The organism is Pseudomonas sp. JL27(2026) (genome assembly GCF_056933555.1).
Map to the genome: position 1 here is coordinate 4,000,723 of NZ_CM167794.1, position 21,002 is coordinate 4,021,724.

The following is a 21,002-nucleotide window of genomic DNA, read 5'->3' on the forward strand; positions in this document are numbered from 1 at the left end:
CTCCCAAGGCGATGTCTTGTGAGAGCCGACGGTCGCCGATCATCAATCCTGACTGACCGCACCGATCTTGTGAATGGACAAGTCGGCACCGTAATACTCCTCTTCCTGGCTCAGGCGCAGGCCATGGAAGTACTTGATCGCGCCATACACCCCAAATCCGCCAGCCAGGGCCACGACGACACCCAGCGCCGTGCCAATCAACTGGCTGATCAGGCTGACGCCACCGAGCCCACCCAATGCACTCTGGCCGAAAATCCCGCAGGCAATCCCACCCCACACACCGCAAATGCCGTGCAACGGCCAGACACCCAGCACATCGTCGATCTTCCATTGGCTCTGGGCGGCAATAAAACACCACACGAACAAGGCACCGGCAATCGCCCCCGTCACCAGCGCGCCGACCGGATGCATCAGATCGGAACCCGCGCAGATCGCCACCAACCCGGCCAGCGGACCGTTATGCAGAAAACCCGGATCGTTGCGACCGACAATCAACGCCGCCACGGTGCCACCCACCATTGCCATCAACGAGTTGACCGCTACCAGCCCGCTGACGCCTTGCAGCGTTTGCGCGCTCATCACGTTGAAGCCAAACCAGCCGACGATCAGGATCCATGACCCCAGCGCCAGAAACGGAATGCTCGAAGGCGCAAACGCCACCAGCCGCCCCTCTCGATAACGACCATTGCGCGGGCCAAGCAACAGCACCGCCGCCAACGCCAGCCAACCGCCCATGGCATGCACCACCACAGAACCTGCAAAGTCATGGAAACCGGCGCCAAAACTGGCCAGAAGCCAGGCTTGCAGGCCGAAGTTGCCGTTCCAGATCATCCCTTCAAAAAACGGGTAGATGAACGCCACAATCAACACCGTCGCGCACAGCTGGGGCACAAAGCGGGCGCGCTCGGCGATACCGCCGGAAATGATGGCCGGAATGGCCGCGGCGAAGGTCAGCAAGAAGAAGAATTTGACCAGCCCATAACCATGGTCGGCGCTGATGACCGCCGCGGGTTGCAGAAAGCTCACCCCATAGGAAATCCAATAGCCTATAAAGAAATAGGCCAGGGTCGAAACAGCGAAGTCGCTGAGGATTTTCGACAAGGCGTTGACCTGATTTTTTTGTCGGACGGTTCCCACCTCCAGAAAGGCAAAACCGGCGTGCATGGCCAACACCATGACGGCACCGATAAGAATAAACAGGGTGTTGGAACCATGAACCAGTGTGTCCACAGCACTTTGCAAATTTTCCATGGAGAGGGCAGCCCTTATGGCAGTAAAAAGCACCAAAGCAGTTCGCAAGCCTTATGGGCGCACCAGCTTGGCGCCCGCCGCATCAACGGCCTGCCTGTCGATGAACCGCTTTGGCGCAGAACCCGCTGCGAGGCAAATAACCGCACGCAGAATTCCGCAGGTTTGAGGGTTTTGGGTTAAGGTTTCGCGCTACACGCCCGACTTCAGCGCAACCACATTCACGGACGCACCACGGCATAGCAAAAGCTGTACCAGTCAATTTCACTGAACCTTCGCGCAAGGCTCATACTCGAACGTTTCACCTAGCCAATACGGAGATCACCATGGCCAGCAAAACGGCAAAGACTGCTCAAGAAATCCTGATGGAAGATTTTCAGACACTGGTCAGTGACACCGAACGGCTGCTGGAACACACCGCCACACTGGCGGGTGATCAGGCCGATGAGTTGCGCAACGAGATCCACGAAAGCCTGGTGCGCGCCCGCGAGACCCTGCGACTGACCGAAGACTCCCTGCGCGAACGCGGGAAGGCGGCCGTCACCGCCACCGAAGACTATGTCCAGGCCAATCCTTGGCAGTCTGTCGGGATCGCAGCTGGCGTCGGCTTTTTGATCGGCCTGCTGGCGACGCGGCGCTAATATGGCGATCGGTGAATCCGAAGCCGGCGGTTCAAGCGCATCGGCGCGGCGTCTGGGGGCTGCTTTCCTGGGCTTGCTGCACAGCCATGTGGAATTGTTCGGTATCGAATTGCAGGAGCAAAAGGCCCGCACCGTAAGCCTGTTGCTGTTTGCAGGCCTGGCGCTGGTGTTTGCCCTGCTGTTGCTGGTGGGTTTGTCGGCGCTGGTGTTGATTCTGCTGTGGGACACCTATCGGCTGGCGGGCATTGTTGGCTTGTGCGCCTTCTATGCCCTGGCGGCGTTGTTCTGCGCCCTGCGCTTGAAGGCCGCGATCTTCGATGACTCATCGCCCTTCCATGGCACCCTGCAAGAGCTGGCCAACGATCGGGAGCGCCTGCTGCCATGAACCTGCCCGAGATCCCCCCAAACAGCTCCCGACGGGACATGCGCAAGGCGTTGATTCGCTTGCGCATGGAGATGCACCGCCAGGAAATTCGTCATGAGTCCCGACAACTGCTGCAACCGCTGGAACGCGTGCGTGGCCTGGGCCAAAGCTGGCAGGAAGGTTTCGGCATCAAGCACGCGCCGCTCTGGGGTGTCGCCGCAGTAACCTTGCTGGGCTTTCTCACCGGCAAGGGCGCCAAGGGCGGCGGCATCAGCGGCCTTTCTCGCCTGATTCGCCTGGGCACCAGCCTGTTGCCACTGATCAAGCTGGCGATGCAAGGCTCATCGCGCAAGGACTGACCGACGTCGAACGGGATGCATGCTTGCTGAGCCTCAAGCAACGAACCTCTTTATCGAGGGGTTCGATCTTGCCCGGCAGCCAGTATTGCCTGGCTGCCGGACAGTTGAACCGGCTGCTGATCGATATTGATGCACCAGGGTTGTGGTGAAGCTTGCAGCCGGTGGCGCGAACCGGGAAGCTAGGGCATCAGTCACCTGACGGAGAGGAACCAGCCTTGGATTGGCAAACCCTGCTTACTCGCGAACGCCTTGGAAAAGCGCTGCACAGCCCACAAGAACTTGGCCGCAGCCCTTTCCACAAAGATCATGACCGCATCATTTTTTCCGGTGCCTTCCGCCGCCTGGGGCGTAAAACCCAAGTGCATCCAGTCACCAGCAACGACCATATTCACACCCGGCTGACCCACTCGCTGGAAGTCAGTTGTGTGGGCCGCTCGCTGGGCATGCGCGTGGGCGAAACCATTCGCAGCGCCCTGCCCGACTGGTGTGAACCGAGCGATCTGGGCATGGTCGTGCAATCGGCCTGCCTGGCCCACGACATTGGTAACCCACCGTTTGGCCACTCGGGTGAAGACGCCATTCGCCACTGGTTCCAGCAGGCTGCCGGCCGCGGCTGGCTGGACGGGATGAGTGACGTCGAGCGTCATGACTTTCTGAACTTCGAAGGCAATGCGCAGGGTTTCCGGGTCCTCACGCAACTGGAATATCACCAGTTCGACGGCGGCACCCGCCTGACCTACGCGACCCTGGGCACGTATTTGAAGTACCCATGGACAGCACGCCACGCGGACTCGCTGGGTTACAAAAAGCACAAGTTCGGCTGCTATCAAAGCGAGCTGCCGCTGCTGGAGCAAATCGCCCACAAACTGGGTCTTCCCCAGCTTGAGGAACAGCGCTGGGCGCGTCATCCACTGGTCTACCTGATGGAAGCCGCCGACGACATCTGCTATGCGCTGATCGACCTCGAAGACGGCCTGGAAATGGACCTGCTCGACTACGCCGAAGTGGAGTCGTTGTTGCTGGGGCTGGTAGGCGATGATCTCCCGGAAACCTATCGCTTGCTGGGCCCAAGTGATTCACGGCGACGCAAACTGGCGATCCTGCGAGGCAAAGCCATCGAGCACCTGACCAACGCCGCTGCCCGTGCCTTCGTCGAACAGCAGGACGCACTGCTGGCCGGGACCCTGCAAGGCGACCTGGTCGAACATATGCACGGTCCGGCCAAGCGCTGCGTGCTGAACGCCAAGGACATTGCCCGCAAGAAAATCTTCCAGGACAAGCGCAAGACGCTGCATGAAATCGGCGCTTATACCACCCTGGAAATCCTCCTGAATGCCTTCTGCGGCGCAGCGCTGGAGCAACACGGCGGTGCAACGCCATCGTTCAAGAACCGACGTATCCTGGACCTGTTGGGCAACAACGCACCCGACCCACAAGGTTCGTTACACAACTCGTTTTTACGGATGATCGACTTTATCGCCGGCATGACCGACAGCTATGCCAGTGAAATGGCGCTGGAATTGACCGGACGCTCCAGCCGGTAGCGAAAGCAGACCCGCCACGGCAACAAGCTCTGCTGTGGCGGGTCGAAAAACCTCAATACTCGGGTCTGTTTGACGCCCGCAGAATCCCCCTACATCCCTCACAGAGCAGACTGATCGTCGGCGCTGCAATCACACGAAATAATCTGGGCCTGGACACCCGGTTTATATGGAAGGCCCCTATGCACGAACACGACCTGCGCATTTTGTTGGTGGAAGACCACCCTTTTCAGCTAATAGCCACGCAATACCTGCTTGAGAGCTTTGGGTTCGGCCAACTGACAACCACAAACAATGCTGAAAACGCGCTGCAACTGATGACCCAGGCGCGTCAACCTTTCGATATATTATTATGCGATCAATGCCTGCCTGATCTACACGGTCTTGAATTGATCGGGCTCGCCGCCCGGCAGGGGTTAATCAAACAAGCCATTATATTGAGCAGCCTTACGACGGTCGAACTGGATACGTTGAAAGTGGCCGCAACCAAACTTCGATTACCACTACTGGGCTACCTGGCCAAACCTCCGAAACAATTAGAGCTCAAAAACCTGTTGACCCGCTACCAGAAAGACACTCTTTAAACAGGCCAACACCGCACACACTACAAAACACCTTAAACAGTCACCCCTTTAAAAACCTCGCGCACAAACAAGCCAAAAAACATAAACTTCCCATCCAAAACACCCCCCTAAACTCACTAACTTTCTTTACACAAACCTGATTCAAACGTAATCCACTGCCTTATTAATTGTAGGAACAATCCTATATTGCAGCTATCGCCCGGTCAGTCCATGCCCACCCCACCTAACTGAGCTAAGGTGCGCGCTTTATTTGCACACGCATGGGATTTGATTATGAACTCAGTTTTTATTGTCGACGATCACCCCGTCATCCGCCTGGCAGTCCGCATGTTGTTAGAACATGAAGGGTATAAAGTTGTTGGCGAAACCGATAACGGGGTCGATGCAATGCAGATGGTCCGCGAATGCATGCCCGACCTGATCATTCTCGACATCAGCATTCCCAAGCTGGACGGGCTGGAGGTTCTCGCCCGTTTCAACGCCATGAACGCCCCACTCAAAACACTGGTGTTAACCGCTCAGTGTCCGACACTGTTTGGTATTCGCTGCATGCAATCCGGTGCCTCGGGGTATGTCTGCAAACAGGAAGACCTCAGCGAGTTGATCAGCGCCATTAAAGCCGTACTGTCTGGTTACAACTATTTCCCGAGCGAAGCATTGAACCCGGTACGTGGGGATGATGAACGCTCTATTGAACTGGACCTGTTCAAATCGGTGAATGACAGAGAGCTGATGGTATTGCAACTATTTGCCCAGGGTCGCACCAACAAGGAAATTGCCAAAGGCATGTTTCTGAGCAACAAAACCGTGAGCACCTACAAAAAAAGACTCATGCAGAAACTCAAGGCCCAATCCCTGGTAGAACTTATCGAGATGGCCAAACGCAACGCGCTAGTGTGAGAGACAGGATGCCCAGGCGTTTAAAGGACTATCTGATAATTTTGAGCGCAGGTTTATGCCTGAGCACCGCCCTGAACGCAGCAGAATCCGGAATCGAGAACTACTCCCTGCTTAGCCGTTCCGCCCCAGGCCCCATGGACACTCACCTGGACCCGAGTCAACAACAGTGGGTCGATACCCAACAGGTGTTGAAACTGGGCACCTCCGCCCCGGATTATCCACCGTTCGACTTGACCCTCAGCGGTCGGGACTACGAAGGGCTGACCGCCGATTACGCCGGCATCCTCGCACAAAGGATCGGCCTGCCGATCAAGGTCCAACGCTTCGCGACCCGCGATACAGCCATACAGGCACTGGAAAACGGCGATGTCGACCTGCTGGGGACTGCCAACGGTTTTGAAGCACGCAACCCCCACATTCTGCTTTCCACGCCTTACGCGGTAGACCAGCCGGTGCTGGTCACGCGTGAAGGAGAAACCCGGTCCTTGAGCGACGGGCTTGCGGGGCTGCGCTTGAGCATGGTGTATCACTACCTGCCACTGGACGAAGTCAAGACGCTTTACCCCAAGGCAATCATCACGTCCTACCCCTCCTATCAAAACGCACTCAACGCGGTGGCCTTCGATCAGGCCGATGTGTTCCTCGGCGACACCATTTCCACCCACTACATGATCAACAAGGGTTACCTGAACAACATACGCATGGCCAACTTTGGCAAGCACGAAGCCTACGGATTCAGCTTCGCGGTCAGCAAGGACAACCCACAGTTGCTGGACATCATCAATGCCACCCTGAAACGGGTGAGCAGCCTCGAAAAGGAAAAGATTGCCAAGCGCTGGAGTGCCGGCAGCGACATCCTGCTCACCGATCACAAACTGCAATTGAGCACGCGCGAAGAACGCTGGTTGGCACAACACCCAGTGGTGCGCGTGATCGTCAACGAAGCCTATGCGCCACTGACATTCTTCGATGCCGATGACAACTTCCGAGGCATTACAGCAGATTTGCTGGAGCTGATCCGTCTGCGTACGGGCTTGCGCTTCGAGATTCAGCGCAGCCGCAACGACAGCAAGATGATTGATCAGGTGACGCAACACCAGGCCGATATCATCGCCGCGATGCTGCCCAGTACGGAACGTGAAGCTCAACTGAACTTCAGTCGCCCTTACCTTGAGAACTCCTACGTCCTGCTGACGCGCAAATCCCCGGCCAGCGCGACCAGCCTTGAACAGCTTCAAGACCAACGCCTCGCAATAGCCCAAGGCAATCCGCTGGTACCCTTCTTGCGCACCGAGTATCCAGGGATTCGCCTGATTGAAACCGCCGATACGTTCAGTGCAGTGGAACTCCTGGCCCAGGGCGAAGCAGAAGGTGCTGTGAACTCACTGGTGATCGCCAACTATTTCACGGCCTCCCAAGTGTTCCGGGACAAGTTGCAGATCAGCGCGACCATCGGCACCCGCCAGGCTGCGTTTTCCCTGGCCACCTCCCGTAGTGCAACGGAGTTGAACTCGATCCTCGACAAGGCGTTGTTAAGCATTGCGCCGGACGAACTGGGCATTATCAACAGCCGCTGGCGAGGCTACAGCGCCGTATCCGACAGCCCGTGGCGCAACTACCGTCGCCTGATTTACCAGATCGTGATCGGCGCGACGCTGATACTGGCGGTGTTGTTGAGCTGGAACACCTACATGCGCCGGCAGATCAAGCAGCGCCAGATGGCCGAACGTGCGCTGAACGATCAGTTCGAATTCATGCGTGCGCTGGTCAATGGCACCCCTCACCCCATTTACGTGCGTAACCGTGAGGGGTTGCTGCAAAGCTGTAACGACAGCTACCTGCAAGCCTTCTCGACCGAACGCGAAAACGTCATTGGCAAAACCGTCGTGCAAGGTGCCATGAACAATGAATCCGAAGCCCTGGATTATCAGGCCGATTATCAACGCGTGATGGCAGAAGGTACGCCACTGATTGTGGATCGGCCGCTGCACATTGCCGGCAAGGCACTGACGATCTACCACTGGATCCTCCCTTACCGGGACTCCACCGGCGAGGTGCAAGGCATCATCGGCGGGTGGATCGATATCAGCGAACGACGACGATTGTTCGATGAACTGCGAACGGCCAAAGAACGAGCCGACGATGCCAACCGTGCCAAGAGTACGTTCCTGGCCACCATGAGCCATGAAATCCGCACCCCCATGAACGCGGTGATCGGCATGCTTGAGCTGTCACTCATCGGGGCTGACCAGGGGCTTCTGGATCGCCCTGCCATCGAAGTCGCGTATCACTCGGCCAAGGACATGCTGGGGCTGATTGGCGACATCCTCGACATTGCCCGGATCGAGTCCGGTCACATGAGCCTGGCTCCTGAGCGCGTCAACCTGCGCGAGACCCTGCAGACCGTGGTTCGCGTTTTCGAGGGGCTGGCCCGGCAAAAAAACCTCGACCTGACGCTCGAGTTCAGCCCTGACAGCCCTCACACCGATGTACTGACAGACCCGCTGCGCTTCAAACAGATCTTCTCGAACCTGATCAGCAACGCCATCAAGTTCACCGAACATGGCCAGATCCACATCAAGGCCCGCCTGACCCCGACGGACGAACCCAACAAGTTGCGGATGGAAGTCCAGGTCCATGACAGCGGTGTCGGCATCAGTGAGGTGGATTTGCAACGACTGTTCCAGCCTTTTGCGCAAGCCGACAATTCAGGGCAACTGGCCAGAAGTGGCGCTGGGCTGGGGCTGGTCATCAGCCGCAGCTTGTGTGAAATGATGGGCGGCCAGCTCACGCTCAGCAGCAAGCCGGGGATCGGCACTCAAGTCAACGTATCCTTGCCGATACCCTCTCTCCCTCAAGCCCCGACCACCAGCATCGCAGAGACCACGCTGCCCGTGGCATCGGTGCGCTTGAACGTATTGGTCGTTGACGATCACCCCGCCAACCGCATGCTGATGTGCCAGCAGTTGAGTTATCTCGGGCACTCATTCGTCACCGCCAACAACGGTGAGGAAGGCTTGAAGGCCTGGAAAAGCAATTCGTTCGACGTGGTGCTCGCCGACTGCAACATGCCGGTCATGAATGGCTACGAATTGACCCGTGCTATCCGCGACCATGAACAACTGGCACAACTGACACCCTGCACAATCATCGGGTTTACCGCCAATGCTCAACCCGAAGAGAAGACGCGCTGCAAACAGGCCGGCATGGACGACTGCCTGTTCAAACCCCTCAGCCTCGGTGCATTGAATCAACGCCTGGAGGCGTTGGTGCCTACACCTCGCAGGGAGGTCTTCAACCTGGAGGGCCTGGCGATGTTGACGGGCGGTGACCCGCTGTTGATCCAGCGCTTGTACGCGCAGTTACTGAGCAGCAATCGGTTGGACCGCCAGGAACTGCTCGCCCTGTCGCACGACCACGGACGCCAGGAGTTTATCGATGTCGCACACAAGATCAAGGGCGCAGCCCGAATCGCTCAGGCATCCCGGCTGATTGAAAGTTGTGAAACCCTTGAGCGTGCGAGTCATGAAGGTTTTGCCAAGAAAGACATCGAGGCCTGCTGCCTGGAAATCGAGAGTGCCCTGCTCGAACTGGAACAGGCGCTGAGCCGATACGTCATCGAGCCGCAGCACACGACTTTGGAGGTATGACGGTAACGGCAGACAACATTCACATCAACCTGGCTGACACATTCACATCAAAGGGCCATCATTGGACAACACAAAAACAATGCGACCCTTTGAAGGTCAATCCGCACGTCCGCCGATGATCCGAGGCAGCCCGATCAAGCCTTAGCTATGCTTGATCGCCGAGCAGTGCGTACGCAACCAAGGAGTGACCTGCCATGCCCAGCCCACTGCGCCAGGACAAACGTCGGTTTGCGCTGCACGTCCACATCAGCGTGATGTTTACCTTCTTGCTGCTGCTGACCGGCGTGGTGCTGGGCATTTTCAATTATCGGCAAACCACTCAGATCATTTTCTCCAGCAGCGAAAAACTGTTCGAGCGGATCGAGCAGGACGTACGGCTCGACCTGCACACCACCTATGAACCGATACGACACCTGCTCAACCTCTTGGTGGACAACCCGGCCACCCAGGCACCAGACCTTGAACATCGACTGGCGTTGCTCAAGCCGTTTAGCCAGTCGCTTCAAGACAACCCCAACCTCGCCTCGCTGTACCTGGGTTACCCCGACGGTGATTTTTTCATGGTCCGGCCGTTGCGCACCGCGGCCCTGAAACACGCCCTCGGCGCCCCCGACAACGCGGCCTATCAGGTCTGGAGCATCGAGCGCGACAGCAACGCCCTGCAAACGCACTCCCAATCACTGTTTTACGACCCGACCCTGACGCTTGTCAGCCGCGCGGACCTCCCTGGTGAGGCTTACGACCCACGCGCGCGCCCCTGGTACCAAGCCGCTCGCAACAACGCAGGCCAGATCACCACCGAACCTTACATCTTCTTCTCCACCCACAACGTCGGCACCACACTGGCGCGGCGCAGCAGCCATGACGCCATCCTGGGAGCAGACCTGACCCTGGCCGAATTGTCCGCGACCCTGGCCAAGCACCTAGTCACACCCGGCACTGAAATCGCGCTGATGGATGGCGACGGCAATGCGGTGGCCTACCCTGACAACAACCGGCTGATCGTCGATGACCAGACCGCACGCCTGATCAAGGCCAGGGACTTGAACCCCGCCTTCGATGCCCTGCTCAAGCGCCCCTCGGGCGGCAATCGCCTGCAAGTGGGCAACCGCCAGTGGATCGTCGCCCAGAGCAGTATTCAGGAGGGTGGCCCACGGGGCTTGCAGTTGGCACTGCTGGTGCCTGAGGACGAGTTATTGGTGGATGCCTATCGAATGCGCTGGCAGGGTGCGCTGATCACCTTGACCACACTGTTGCTGTGCTTGCCCCTTGGCTGGCTCACATCACGCATTCTGGTCAGGCCCTTGCGCGCGCTGGTGCAGGAAGCCGATGCAATACGCAGCTTCGACTTCTGCTACCCGGTCACGCGCCGCTCCCAGGTGCTTGAAGTCGACCAGTTAAGCGTTTCCATGGCACGCATGAAAGACACCCTGGCGAGCTTTTTCGAGATCAGCGCCAGCCTCTCTGCCGAGACCCGATTCGAGTCCTTGCTGCAGCGTGTGCTGTTCGAAACCGTCAAGATCGGCCAGGCCGAGGCCGGGCTGATTTACCTGCACGACACCGACAGCAGCCACCTCATACCTCACGGGTTGATCATCAACGGTCAATCTCAGGCCTTGTCGTCCTTCCACATTCAGCCCCATGACCCCGAAGGCGTCCAAAGCCCGCAATGGCTTCAGCAAGTGGCAAACGGCGACAGCGTCGTGACCACCCTGGGCTTCGAACAAACGGCAGACCTGCAAAGCGTATTGCTCGCGCTGAAGTGCCCCAGCGTGCACCTGATCGGCATTCGCCTGCGCAATCGCCACAACGAAACCGTCGGCATCCTCACCTTGCTGCTGGCCGACAGTGGCAACCTGGCAGACCTTGAAAAGCTGCGACCCGACCGGATCGCCTTCATCCAGGCTGTTTGCGGCGCGGCGGCGCTGTGCATCGAAAGCCAGCGCCTGCACACCAGGCAAAAGCAACTGACGGCCCCCTGACACCCGATTTGAAAAAGCCGGATCAAGGGACTGATCAGCAATCGCTCAAACGCAGGAAAATCGCCGCCAACTGTTCGATCCCGGCCTGATCCTCTGCACTAAAGCGCGCCAGCGACGGGCTGTCCAGGTCCAGCACGCCAATCAATCGGCCGTCCTTGATCAAGGGCACCACCAGCTCGCTGTTGGAAGCACTGTCGCAGGCGATATGCCCGGCGAACGCATGCACATCCTCAACCCGCAGGGTTTGCCGGCTCGCCGCCGCCGCACCGCACACGCCGCGCCCGAACGGAATTCGCACACAGGCGATCTGCCCCTGGAACGGCCCAAGGACCAGTTCCTCATTACGATTGAGGTAGAAGCCCGCCCAGTTCAAATCGTCCAACTGGCTGAACACAAAGGCTGAAAACTGCGCCGCGTTGGCGATGAAATCACGCTCATCGGCCAGCAGCGACTCCAGTTGCGCACAGAGCAAGCCGTAACCGTCCAGGCCTGTGCCGCTCATCTTCAAATCGATCATGCCTTGTGCTCCAGCAATTTAAGTCCTACCCAATAACGGGCGAATTGATACGCGCAACGGCCGTTGCGGTTCCCGCGTCCGGTGGCCCAGCGTACTGCCTGGATCTCCAGCGCTTCGTCACGCTGCCATTGAAGACCGGCCTTGCCCGCGAGCTGGCCTACCCAATGCTCGACCACATCGAGAAAGTGTTCCTGAGTGAACGGATAGAACGACAACCACAGCCCGAAGCGGTCCGACAGCGCAATCTTGTCTTCCACCGCTTCGCTTGGATGAAGTTCGCCATCGACCCGTTTCCAGTTTTCGTTGTCGCTCTCTTTTTCCGGGACCAGGTGACGCCGGTTGGAGGTCGCGTACAACAGCACGTTGTCCGGCGCCTGTTCCAGCGAGCCGTCAAGCACGCTTTTAAGCACCCGGTAGTCGCCCTCGCCCGCCTCGAACGACAGGTCGTCGCAGAACAGTACAAAGCGCTGCGGCAACTTCGCGATCTGTTCGACGACTCGCGGCAGGTCCGCGAGGTGATCGCGCTCGATTTCGATCAGTCGCAAACCGCCCTTGGCATGTTCGGCCAGCAATGCCCGCACCAGCGATGACTTGCCGGTGCCGCGCGAGCCCCAGAGCAAGGCATGGTTGGCCGGCATGCCATCCAGAAACTGTCGGGTGTTACGGCCCAGTTGCTCAAGTTGCCGATCGACCCCGATCAGGTCGCTCAGGCGCATGCTGAGGTTGACCTCCAGCGGCAGGAGAAAACCGCTGCGCCCCTCACGCTGCCAGCGTGCCGCCAGGCATTGCGTCCAGTCGATAACCTGGCGCGGGGCCGGCAAAAGAGGCTCGATACGTGCCAGAACAGCATCGGCACGTTCAAGAAAAGCATTCAATCGAGAATCCACGACTTCTCCTCAGGCAGGTTCACGGTAATGATGGGAGGGTAAACGACAGAACGCAGGACGCCATACTCGGTGAGCCCACCCCAGGACGGCCACCAGAACGTGCCGAAATCCACTCATGTTCAGCTATGCTTCGCCGGGAAGGGAAACGGAAGTGGTTCAGCACCTCATGGATATCAAGTTCACCAATCGCCTGTCTTACAAACAAGCCAGGCTTACTGTGCTGGTCGGTTTCATTCTGGGAACCCTGCTCAGCCTCCTGCAAATCGGCATCGATTATGCCAGCGAAGACGCCTCCATCAACCGGGAAATACTCTCGCTGCTGGAAATCAGCCACAACCCCGCTTCACGCATCGCCTACAACATCGATGCCGAACTCGCCCAGGAGCTGACGCTCGGCCTGCTGCGTTCGCCCGTCGTGATCAGTGCCCAACTGATCGACAACAACAATTCGGTCCTGGCCAGCGTCAAGCGCCCGGAACTGCAAAGCGGCTACCGGATCATCAGTGACTTTCTGTTTGGCTCCAACCGCCAGTTCAAGGACCGGCTCTACCTCGACCACCTGCCCGAAGAGTCCCTGGGGACCCTGATACTGGATGTCGACACCTATGCGTTCGGCAGCCGCTTCCTGCGCCGGGCCGAAGTCACGCTGCTCAACGGCTTCGCCCGCAGCCTGATCCTGACCGGGATTCTGCTGGCACTGTTTTACGTGATGCTGACCAAGCCGCTGGTGCGGGTGATCCGCGAACTCAGCAGCCGCGACCCACGCAGCGCCGAGCAGGCGCCCCTGGAGTTTCCTGCCGGGCATGAACACGACGAGATCGGTGTACTGGTGAAGGTCGCCAACCAGCAGTTCGAAAACATGGCCACCGAAATCCAGCAGCGGCGCAATGCCGAAAACCGCCTGACTGACTACCTCGGGCAGCTGGAAAACATCGTTTCGGCCCGCACCGCCGAACTCAAGGCGATCAACAACCGCTTGACCCAATCCAACGAAGAGCTGGAAGTCGCCCGCCAGACCGCCCTCGACATGGCCCAGGCACGTTCGGTGTTTCTGGCCAACATGAGCCATGAGATCCGCACCCCGCTCAACGGCTTGCTGGGGATGATCGCGCTGTCACTGGACGGCCCGCTGAACGCCGAACAGCAGCAACAACTGTCGATTGCCCATGACTCGGGCAAGGTGCTGGTGGAACTGCTCAACGATATTCTCGACCTGTCGAAGTTCGACGCCGGCCAGTTGGAGCTCGAACGCATTCCCTTTGATCTCGGTTCACTGATCGAAGACACCGCCAACCTGCTGTCGCAGAACGCCGCACCGAGCGTTGAACTGGCCTGCCTGATCGATCCACAGTTCCCGGCGCTGGTGCTGGGCGATCCGACACGAGTCCGGCAGATTGTCAGCAACTTGCTGTCCAACGCGCTCAAATTCACCCGTTTCGGGCGGGTTGACGTTCGCCTGCACACCCACGAGGACGGAGTCAGAATCGAAGTCTGCGACACCGGCATCGGCATCGCACAAGACGCCCAGGTCAAAATCTTCCAGCCATTTACCCAGGCAGGTGCCGGTATTACCCGTCAATTCGGCGGCACCGGGCTGGGCTTGGCCTTGACCTACAACCTCTGTGAAGCCATGCAAGGGCGCCTGACCATCAGCTCCGAGGCCGGTTTCGGCAGCCAGTTCTGCGCCGACCTCCCGCTGCCGTGCCACACGCCCGCCATTGCACCGGCACCGCTGCGCGGCAAGGTCCTGGCGATCACCGGTGCCAGCAGCGGTCTGGCCGAACTTTTGAGCACCGTATTGCCTGGCTGGGGGCTGGATTATCAACAGCGAAGCGTCGATGAGTCGTTGCTTGGCCTCAATCCCGATGTGCTGATCACTGACTGTCCAGAGTGCCTGTTTGCTCTGCGCCCGACGCTGGACGCACCGATTCTGCTGGTCACCGCTTACGGCAGCTTCATGCCCAGCGAGCAAGCCAGCGCCTTGGCGCCGTTGCAGCAACAGGCACGCCCGCTGGCCCGCAACGCGTTGTACCAGACCTTGCGTCGCGCCTTGCAGGCGGAAGTGACCACGATCAACAACGCCCAACTGGAAAGCATCGCGCCAGTGCGTCGCGGACGGATCCTGCTGGTCGAGGACAATCCGGTCAACCAACTGGTGGCCAAAGGCATGCTCGGCAAACTGGGCTGTGACGTGCGCGTGGCGTCCCATGGTGGCGAGGCGCTGGATCAGCTGGAACACAGCACCTTCGACCTGGTGCTGATGGACTGCAACATGCCGGTCATGGATGGCTACGAAGCGAGCCGGCAAATCCGCCGCAGCGGCCGTTGGCCAGACTTGCCCATCGTCGCCCTGACCGCTAATGCCATGCCCGAAGAGCGCGAGCGTTGCCGCGCAGCGGGCATGAGCGATTACCTGGCCAAGCCGTTTCGCCGCGAAGAGCTGGCTGCCCTGCTCGACCAGTGGGTGCCGACTACAACTGTGCTTTGATGTGTCCGAGCAGTTGATCAAGTCCCTGACGCAGGACATCCAGGCGATCCAGGTCGACACCGCTGTCGCATAACAGGCTCGCCTTGAGCGGCACCACCTGCTCACGCAGCGCCAACCCGGCCGGGGAAACGCACAGGTGCACCTCCCGCTCGTCACGCATAGAACGCTGGCGCTGCACCAATTGCATTTGCTCCAGACGTTTGAGCAGCGGCGTGAGCGTCCCTGAATCCAGGGACAGGCGTTCACCCAGCGCTTTGACGGTTGGCTGCTCAGGCAAGCAGTCCTGCCACTCCCACAACACCAGCATGGCCAGGTATTGCGGGTAAGTCAGGCCCAACTGATCGAGCATCGGCTTGTAGGCGCGGATCACCGCCCGGGAGGTGGCGTACAGCTTGAAGCAAAGCTGACTGTCGAGCCTCAGGGAATCGGCTGACGACAGCGTCATTTCAGCAACGCTTCGATCTCACGGGTCAAGTCTTGCGGCTTGGTCGCGGGTGCAAAGCGCTTGACCACTTTGCCGTCCTTGCCGATCAGGAACTTGGTGAAGTTCCACTTGATGCCCTGGGACCCCAGCACACCCGGTGCGCGCTTTTTCAGTTGAACAAACAACGGATGGGCATCACTGCCATTCACGTCGATTTTCTTGAACAACGGGAAGCTGACGCCGAAATTCAATTCGCAAAACTCGGAGATTGCTTCCTCGTTACCCGGCTCCTGCTTGCCAAACTGGTTGCAAGGAAAGCCCAGCACCACCAACCCCCGATCCTTGTAGCTCTGCCACAGCTCCTCAAGCCCCTTGTATTGCGGGGTGAAGCCGCACTTGCTCGCGGTATTGACCACCAGCACCGCTTTACCGGCGAAATCGGCCAGGGTCTTTTGCTCACCCTTGATGGTGGTGCAGGGAATACTCAGCAGGTTATCGGTCATGAGGCGAACTCCATTCGAAGGGTCGGGAATGACTAAACATAGTGCGCAATTGAATTGCACGCAATTTAACAACCGAAAAAAAGCGACCCGTTCGCAGGTCGCTCATTCGTTGCTCAGTCGCGCGGCACCAGGTCCAGGCACACCGAGTTGATGCAATAACGCAGGCCAGTAGGTGGCGGGCCGTCCGGGAACACGTGGCCCAGATGCGCGTCGCACTTGGCGCAAACCACTTCGGTGCGAATCATGCCGTGGCTGACATCACGGATCTCGACCATCGCACTCTCGCCAATCGGTTCGTAGAAGCTCGGCCAGCCGCAACCGGAATCAAACTTGGCCTTTGAATCAAACAGCGGCTCGTTGCAGCAGATACAGTGATAGACGCCATCGGTCTTGGTGCCGTTGTACTTGCCCGAGAACGGCCGCTCGGTGCCCTTGAGGCGGCAAACGTTGTACTGCTCCGGGTCGAGCATGGCCCGCCATTCTTCCAGGGTTTTTTCCAACTTTTCCATCGTCATACCTCTGCAACTGAAAAAGCCCGATCTGTACCTTTTCCACGGATCAGGCGGCACGTATGATTGCGCCTCGTTAGACGCCAGTCTGGCAGCCGCGTTACACGCATTCAAACGGATTTTCAGCGCTGTGACCCAAGCTTCAGGCCGACGTGAGAACGCAGGATTCCCAGTACGGTAGTTCATGCGCCGTCTGGATCGTTCATTTTCGGGAACACATCGCCATGCAGGTCAGCAAATCGAACAAGCTCGCCAACGTCTGCTACGACATTCGCGGCCCAGTGCTCAAGCACGCCAAACGCCTGGAAGAGGAAGGTCATCGCATCCTCAAGCTGAACATCGGCAACCCGGCACCGTTTGGTTTCGAGGCACCCGATGAAATCCTCCAGGACGTGATCCGCAACCTGCCGACCGCGCAAGGCTACAGCGACTCCAAAGGTCTGTTCAGCGCCCGCAAGGCCGTGATGCAGTACTACCAGCAGAAACAGGTCGAAGGCGTCGGCATCGAAGACATCTACCTGGGCAACGGCGTTTCCGAACTGATCGTGATGTCCATGCAGGCCCTGCTCAACAACGGCGATGAAGTGCTGGTCCCGGCCCCTGACTACCCGCTGTGGACGGCCGCCGTCAGCCTGGCCGGCGGTAATCCGGTGCATTACCTGTGCGACGAGCAAGCCAACTGGTTCCCGGACCTGGCCGACATCAAGGCCAAGATCACCCCGAACACCAAGGCCCTGGTGATCATCAACCCGAACAACCCGACGGGCGCGGTGTATTCGCGTGAAGTGCTGCTGGGCATGCTCGAACTGGCGCGCCAGCACAATCTGGTGGTGTTTTCCGATGAGATCTACGACAAGATTCTGTACGACGATGCCGTGCACATTTGCACCGCCTCGCTGGCACCGGACCTGCTGTGCCTGACCTTCAACGGCCTGTCCAAGTCCTACCGAGTGGCAGGTTTCCGCTCCGGCTGGATCGCCATTTCCGGCCCCAAGCATCACGCCCAAAGCTACATCGAAGGCATCGACATGCTGGCCAATATGCGCCTGTGCGCCAACGTGCCGAGCCAGCACGCCATCCAGACCGCACTCGGTGGCTACCAGAGCATCAATGACCTGGTGCTGCCGCAAGGTCGCCTGCTGGAACAGCGCAACCGCACCTGGGAACTGCTCAACGACATCCCGGGCGTCAGCTGCGTCAAACCGATGGGCGCGCTGTACGCCTTCCCGAAGATCGACCCGAAAATCTGCCCGATCCACAACGATGAGAAGTTCGTACTCGACCTGCTGCTCTCGGAAAAACTGCTGGTGGTACAAGGCACGGCCTTCAACTGGCCATGGCCTGACCATTTCCGTGTCGTGACGCTGCCACGCGTCGACGAACTGGACATGGCCATCGGCCGCATCGGTAACTTCCTGAAATCCTATCGGCAGTAAGCACCGAACCCTGTGGGATTCGCAAAGAATCCCACAGCGATCAATTCAGCAACACATCTTCTCCCCTCACCTGTGCTCAGGCTCTCAGCGCTCATTTGTGTCGGCCATTGATCGGCTCAGCCAATGTTCGCGGGGGCCATACGCTGCCAGGCCTGCCCAGAATCAGCCTGACAATTGTCGGAAATCCCCTGCAAGCACCTGAAAACCCGCTGTAGGACACAGTTTGAAATAGTCACCCGGTTGAATAGCCCGGTGCCGCACCTTATATACCCCGCAGTACGCTACATATTTAGCTTGAGGAGACTTCTACCACCATGATGCGCATCCTGCTGTTTTTGGCCACTAACCTGGCGGTCGTGCTGATTGCCAGCATCACCCTGAGCCTTTTTGGCGTCGACGGGTTCATGGCGGCCAACGGGGTTGACCTTGACCTCAAGCAGCTGCTGATTTTCTGTGCGGTGTTCGGTTTCGTCGGTTCGCTGTTCTCGCTGTTCATCTCCAAGTGGATGGCGAAGATGAGCACCGGCACCCAGATCATCAGCCAGCCGCGCACTCGCCATGAGCAATGGTTGATGCAGACCGTCGAGCAACTGTCCCGCGAAGCCGGGATCAAAATGCCTGAAGTCGGGATTTTCCCGGCATACGAGGCCAACGCATTCGCCACCGGCTGGAACAAGAACGACGCATTGGTTGCAGTCAGCCAGGGCTTGCTGGAACGTTTTTCGCCCGATGAAGTAAAAGCCGTGCTCGCTCACGAAATCGGCCACGTGGCCAATGGCGACATGGTCACCCTGGCCTTGGTACAAGGCGTGGTGAACACCTTCGTGATGTTCTTTGCACGGATCATCGGCAACTTTGTCGACAAGGTGATCTTCAAGAACGAAGAAGGCCGGGGCATCGCCTACTACGTGGCGACCATTTTCGCGGAACTGGTGCTGGGGTTCCTGGCCAGTGCGATCGTCATGTGGTTCTCGCGCAAACGCGAATTCCGTGCCGATGAAGCCGGCGCACGCCTGGCAGGCACCAGCGCAATGATTGGCGCCCTGCAGCGCCTGCGCTCGGAGCAGGGCTTGCCGGTGCACATGCCGAGCACGCTGAGCGCCTTCGGCATCAACGGCGGTATGAAACAAGGGCTGGCTCGCCTGTTCATGAGCCACCCACCCCTGGAAGAACGTATCGATGCGCTGCGCCGCCTCGGCCAGTAACACTCGATGAAACACCCAAAAAGGGCGACGCAAGTCGCCCTTTTTGCATCCGCAAGAAAATCGATCAGCGTTTGCGCAGACGATACACACGCTCATCAAGACGCGTAACGCCGCCCTGAAGGAACTTCCAGCTTTCACCCAGAATATCCCGCGCCTCCTGGACTTCCAGTCGCCAGCGAGCCCCCAGTAGCGCCTGGACTTGATCATCCGGCACGGCAAACGGCGGCCCCGGCAACTGCGACTGATCGTAGTCCATGGTAATCAGCAATCCCTCACACGGCTCGGGCAGGATCTGCAGCAGATGCGCGGCATACTGCTCGCGCATCGAGGGCGGCAAGGCAATCAGCGCCGCTCGATCATAGAGCGCCACGCAATCGACGACGTCCGCGGCGCTCAAGGCAAAGAAATCACCACACCACAACGCGATTGGGCCAGCCTGATAGACCTTGAAGGCCCCTTGCTCACTCACATGCGGCGTGAGCTGTTGTTCATGGAAGAAGTCCTCCACAGCTTTCTCGGACAACTCAACGCCCAGCACCTGATGCCCCTGCCCGGCCAACCATACGAGGTCCAGGCTTTTGCCGCACAACGGCACCAGCACCCGCGCGCCGTTCGAAAAACCCAGCGCGGGCCAGTACCGCAGCAGATAAGGGTTCACCTGGGACTGATGAAACCCGATCTGGTTTAGCTCCCAGCGTTTTTCCCAAAATTCCGGCTGCATGATTCACCCTGAAAATTCGATCAATATGGGCTAAAACTTATATTAGATTTAGATCATTGATCTGACTGAAGATGGGGCCATCTTAACGCTCAGGACCTTCTTCATGCTCCCTAGCCTGTTCATTTCTCACGGCTCACCCATGCTCGCACTGGAACCGGGTGCCAGCGGACCGGCGCTGGCACGCCTGGCATCCGAGCTGCCAACACCCAAAGCCATTGTCGTGGTGTCGGCGCACTGGGAAAGCCAGGAACTGCTGGTCAGTGGCAACGCCCATCCCGATACCTGGCATGACTTTGGCGGCTTCCCCGCGGCGCTATTCGCTGTGCAGTACCCGGCCCCCGGCGATCCCCAACTCGCTGCCAAGGTAGTCGGGTTACTGCAAGCCGATGACCTGAGCGCACGCATCGATGACCAACGGCCATTCGATCACGGCGTCTGGGTGCCCTTGTCGTTGATGTACCCGCAGGCCAACATTGCGGTGATCCAGGTTTCGCTGCCCAGCCGCTTCGGCCCGGCGCTGCAGACCCGTGTCGGCCATGCCTTGAGCAGCTTGCGTGAGCAAGGCGTGTTGCTGATCGGTTCCGGCAGCATCACCCACAACCTGCGCGAACTGGACTGGCATGCCGGCCCGGAAAGCGTCGAGCCCTGGGCCAAGGCGTTTCGCGACTGGATGATCGGGAAACTCGCCGCAAACGACGAAGCCGCCTTGCACGACTACCGCCAACAAGCCCCAAACGCCGTGCGCAGCCATCCCAGCGATGAGCATTTGTTGCCGCTGTACTTTGCGCGGGGCGCCGGGGGTGAGTTCAGCATCGCCCATCAGGGGTTCACCATGGGTGCGCTGGGGATGGATATTTATCGTTTCGGCTGACAGATAGACCGAGCCGCGCCCTTCGCGAGCAAGCCCGCTCCCACAGGGGAAACGCGCATCCCAGTGTGGGAACGGGCTTGCTCGCGAAGGGCGCGACACCGATCTCCAGTCAGGCACAAACCGCAGGCAAAAAAAATCCCCGAACCAGTCGGGGATTTTTTATGTGCGATCA

General features: G+C 58.9%; 18 protein-coding genes and 1 pseudogene. 12 read left to right on the plus strand and 7 right to left on the minus strand.

The features are described from left to right. Positions 1–42: 42 nt before the first annotated feature. Positions 43–1,251, minus strand: coding sequence for an ammonium transporter (locus tag AC1Z1G_RS18165; protein ID WP_483621495.1), 1,209 nt, complete (start codon positions 1,249–1,251; stop codon positions 43–45). Positions 1,252–1,574: 323 nt separating this feature from the next. Between AC1Z1G_RS18165 and AC1Z1G_RS18170 the strand changes: the two genes are divergently transcribed. The 8 genes and pseudogenes from AC1Z1G_RS18170 to AC1Z1G_RS18205 form a co-directional block, all read left to right on the plus strand. Further along, on the plus strand, positions 1,575–1,889 hold the full coding sequence (locus AC1Z1G_RS18170; RefSeq protein ID WP_483621496.1) for an ElaB/YgaM/YqjD family protein: 315 nt from the start codon (positions 1,575–1,577) through the stop codon (positions 1,887–1,889). A 1-nt stretch (position 1,890) separates the two neighbouring features. Then, positions 1,891–2,274, plus strand: a complete 384-nt coding sequence (locus AC1Z1G_RS18175; protein WP_483621498.1) for a phage holin family protein — start codon at positions 1,891–1,893, stop codon at positions 2,272–2,274. After that, positions 2,271–2,612, plus strand: a complete 342-nt coding sequence (locus tag AC1Z1G_RS18180) for a hypothetical protein (RefSeq protein WP_483621500.1) — start codon at positions 2,271–2,273, stop codon at positions 2,610–2,612. The genes AC1Z1G_RS18175 and AC1Z1G_RS18180 overlap by 4 nt, the downstream gene beginning before the upstream one ends. A 215-nt stretch (positions 2,613–2,827) precedes the next feature. Continuing rightward, positions 2,828–4,156, plus strand: a complete 1,329-nt coding sequence (locus AC1Z1G_RS18185) for a deoxyguanosinetriphosphate triphosphohydrolase (RefSeq protein ID WP_483621501.1) — start codon at positions 2,828–2,830, stop codon at positions 4,154–4,156. Positions 4,157–4,335: 179 nt separating this feature from the next. Continuing rightward, the gene (locus tag AC1Z1G_RS18190; RefSeq protein WP_483621502.1) at positions 4,336–4,737 is read left to right on the plus strand and encodes a response regulator; all 402 of its coding nucleotides are present in this window, start codon (positions 4,336–4,338) and stop codon (positions 4,735–4,737) included. 273 nt (positions 4,738–5,010) lie between these two features. Beyond that, entirely contained in the window at positions 5,011–5,637 is a 627-nt protein-coding gene (locus tag AC1Z1G_RS18195) for a response regulator (RefSeq protein WP_483621504.1), read from the plus strand. An 8-nt stretch (positions 5,638–5,645) separates the two neighbouring features. Then, positions 5,646–9,287: a transporter substrate-binding domain-containing protein gene (locus tag AC1Z1G_RS18200; RefSeq protein WP_483621506.1), complete on the plus strand. Its 3,642-nt coding sequence runs from the start codon at positions 5,646–5,648 to the stop codon at positions 9,285–9,287. A 194-nt stretch (positions 9,288–9,481) separates the two neighbouring features. Further along, positions 9,482–11,257: pseudogene (locus AC1Z1G_RS18205) on the plus strand (HD domain-containing phosphohydrolase); the annotation flags it as partial. Between the two features lie 46 nt (positions 11,258–11,303). Here the strand turns inward: AC1Z1G_RS18205 and AC1Z1G_RS18210 are convergent. Next, a complete protein-coding gene (locus AC1Z1G_RS18210; RefSeq protein WP_483621508.1) occupies positions 11,304–11,786 on the minus strand; it encodes a GAF domain-containing protein in 483 nt (160 codons plus the stop codon). Further along, the gene (locus AC1Z1G_RS18215; RefSeq protein ID WP_483621510.1) at positions 11,783–12,673 is read right to left on the minus strand and encodes an ATP-binding protein; all 891 of its coding nucleotides are present in this window, start codon (positions 12,671–12,673) and stop codon (positions 11,783–11,785) included. Before AC1Z1G_RS18215 ends, AC1Z1G_RS18210 begins: the two co-directional genes overlap by 4 nt. A gap of 166 nt (positions 12,674–12,839) precedes the next feature. Here AC1Z1G_RS18215 and AC1Z1G_RS18220 point away from each other — a divergent pair, with 166 nt between their 5' ends. Next, entirely contained in the window at positions 12,840–15,161 is a 2,322-nt protein-coding gene (locus AC1Z1G_RS18220; protein WP_483621512.1) for a hybrid sensor histidine kinase/response regulator, read from the plus strand. Here AC1Z1G_RS18220 and AC1Z1G_RS18225 read toward each other — a convergent pair. The 3 genes from AC1Z1G_RS18225 to msrB form a co-directional block, all read right to left on the minus strand. Next, entirely contained in the window at positions 15,145–15,606 is a 462-nt protein-coding gene (locus AC1Z1G_RS18225; RefSeq protein WP_483621514.1) for a MarR family winged helix-turn-helix transcriptional regulator, read from the minus strand. The two genes, AC1Z1G_RS18220 and AC1Z1G_RS18225, sit on opposite strands and share 17 nt — an antisense overlap. Continuing rightward, complete coding sequence (locus AC1Z1G_RS18230; RefSeq protein WP_483621516.1) at positions 15,603–16,088, minus strand: glutathione peroxidase; 486 nt, start codon at positions 16,086–16,088, stop codon at positions 15,603–15,605. Before AC1Z1G_RS18230 ends, AC1Z1G_RS18225 begins: the two co-directional genes overlap by 4 nt. A 113-nt stretch (positions 16,089–16,201) precedes the next feature. After that, on the minus strand, positions 16,202–16,597 hold the full coding sequence (gene msrB, locus AC1Z1G_RS18235; RefSeq protein WP_483621518.1) for a peptide-methionine (R)-S-oxide reductase MsrB: 396 nt from the start codon (positions 16,595–16,597) through the stop codon (positions 16,202–16,204). A 224-nt stretch (positions 16,598–16,821) separates the two neighbouring features. Here msrB and AC1Z1G_RS18240 point away from each other — a divergent pair, with 224 nt between their 5' ends. Further along, positions 16,822–18,033: a pyridoxal phosphate-dependent aminotransferase gene (locus tag AC1Z1G_RS18240; protein ID WP_483621520.1), complete on the plus strand. Its 1,212-nt coding sequence runs from the start codon at positions 16,822–16,824 to the stop codon at positions 18,031–18,033. A gap of 314 nt (positions 18,034–18,347) precedes the next feature. Then, positions 18,348–19,238: a protease HtpX gene (gene htpX, locus AC1Z1G_RS18245; RefSeq protein WP_483621522.1), complete on the plus strand. Its 891-nt coding sequence runs from the start codon at positions 18,348–18,350 to the stop codon at positions 19,236–19,238. Between the two features lie 64 nt (positions 19,239–19,302). On the opposite strand, the gene AC1Z1G_RS18250 is transcribed toward htpX, so the two are convergent. Next, entirely contained in the window at positions 19,303–19,959 is a 657-nt protein-coding gene (locus AC1Z1G_RS18250; protein WP_483621524.1) for a thiopurine S-methyltransferase, read from the minus strand. 103 nt (positions 19,960–20,062) lie between these two features. Here AC1Z1G_RS18250 and AC1Z1G_RS18255 point away from each other — a divergent pair, with 103 nt between their 5' ends. Continuing rightward, positions 20,063–20,830, plus strand: coding sequence for a DODA-type extradiol aromatic ring-opening family dioxygenase (locus tag AC1Z1G_RS18255; RefSeq protein WP_483621526.1), 768 nt, complete (start codon positions 20,063–20,065; stop codon positions 20,828–20,830). Positions 20,831–21,002: the final 172 nt, after the last annotated feature.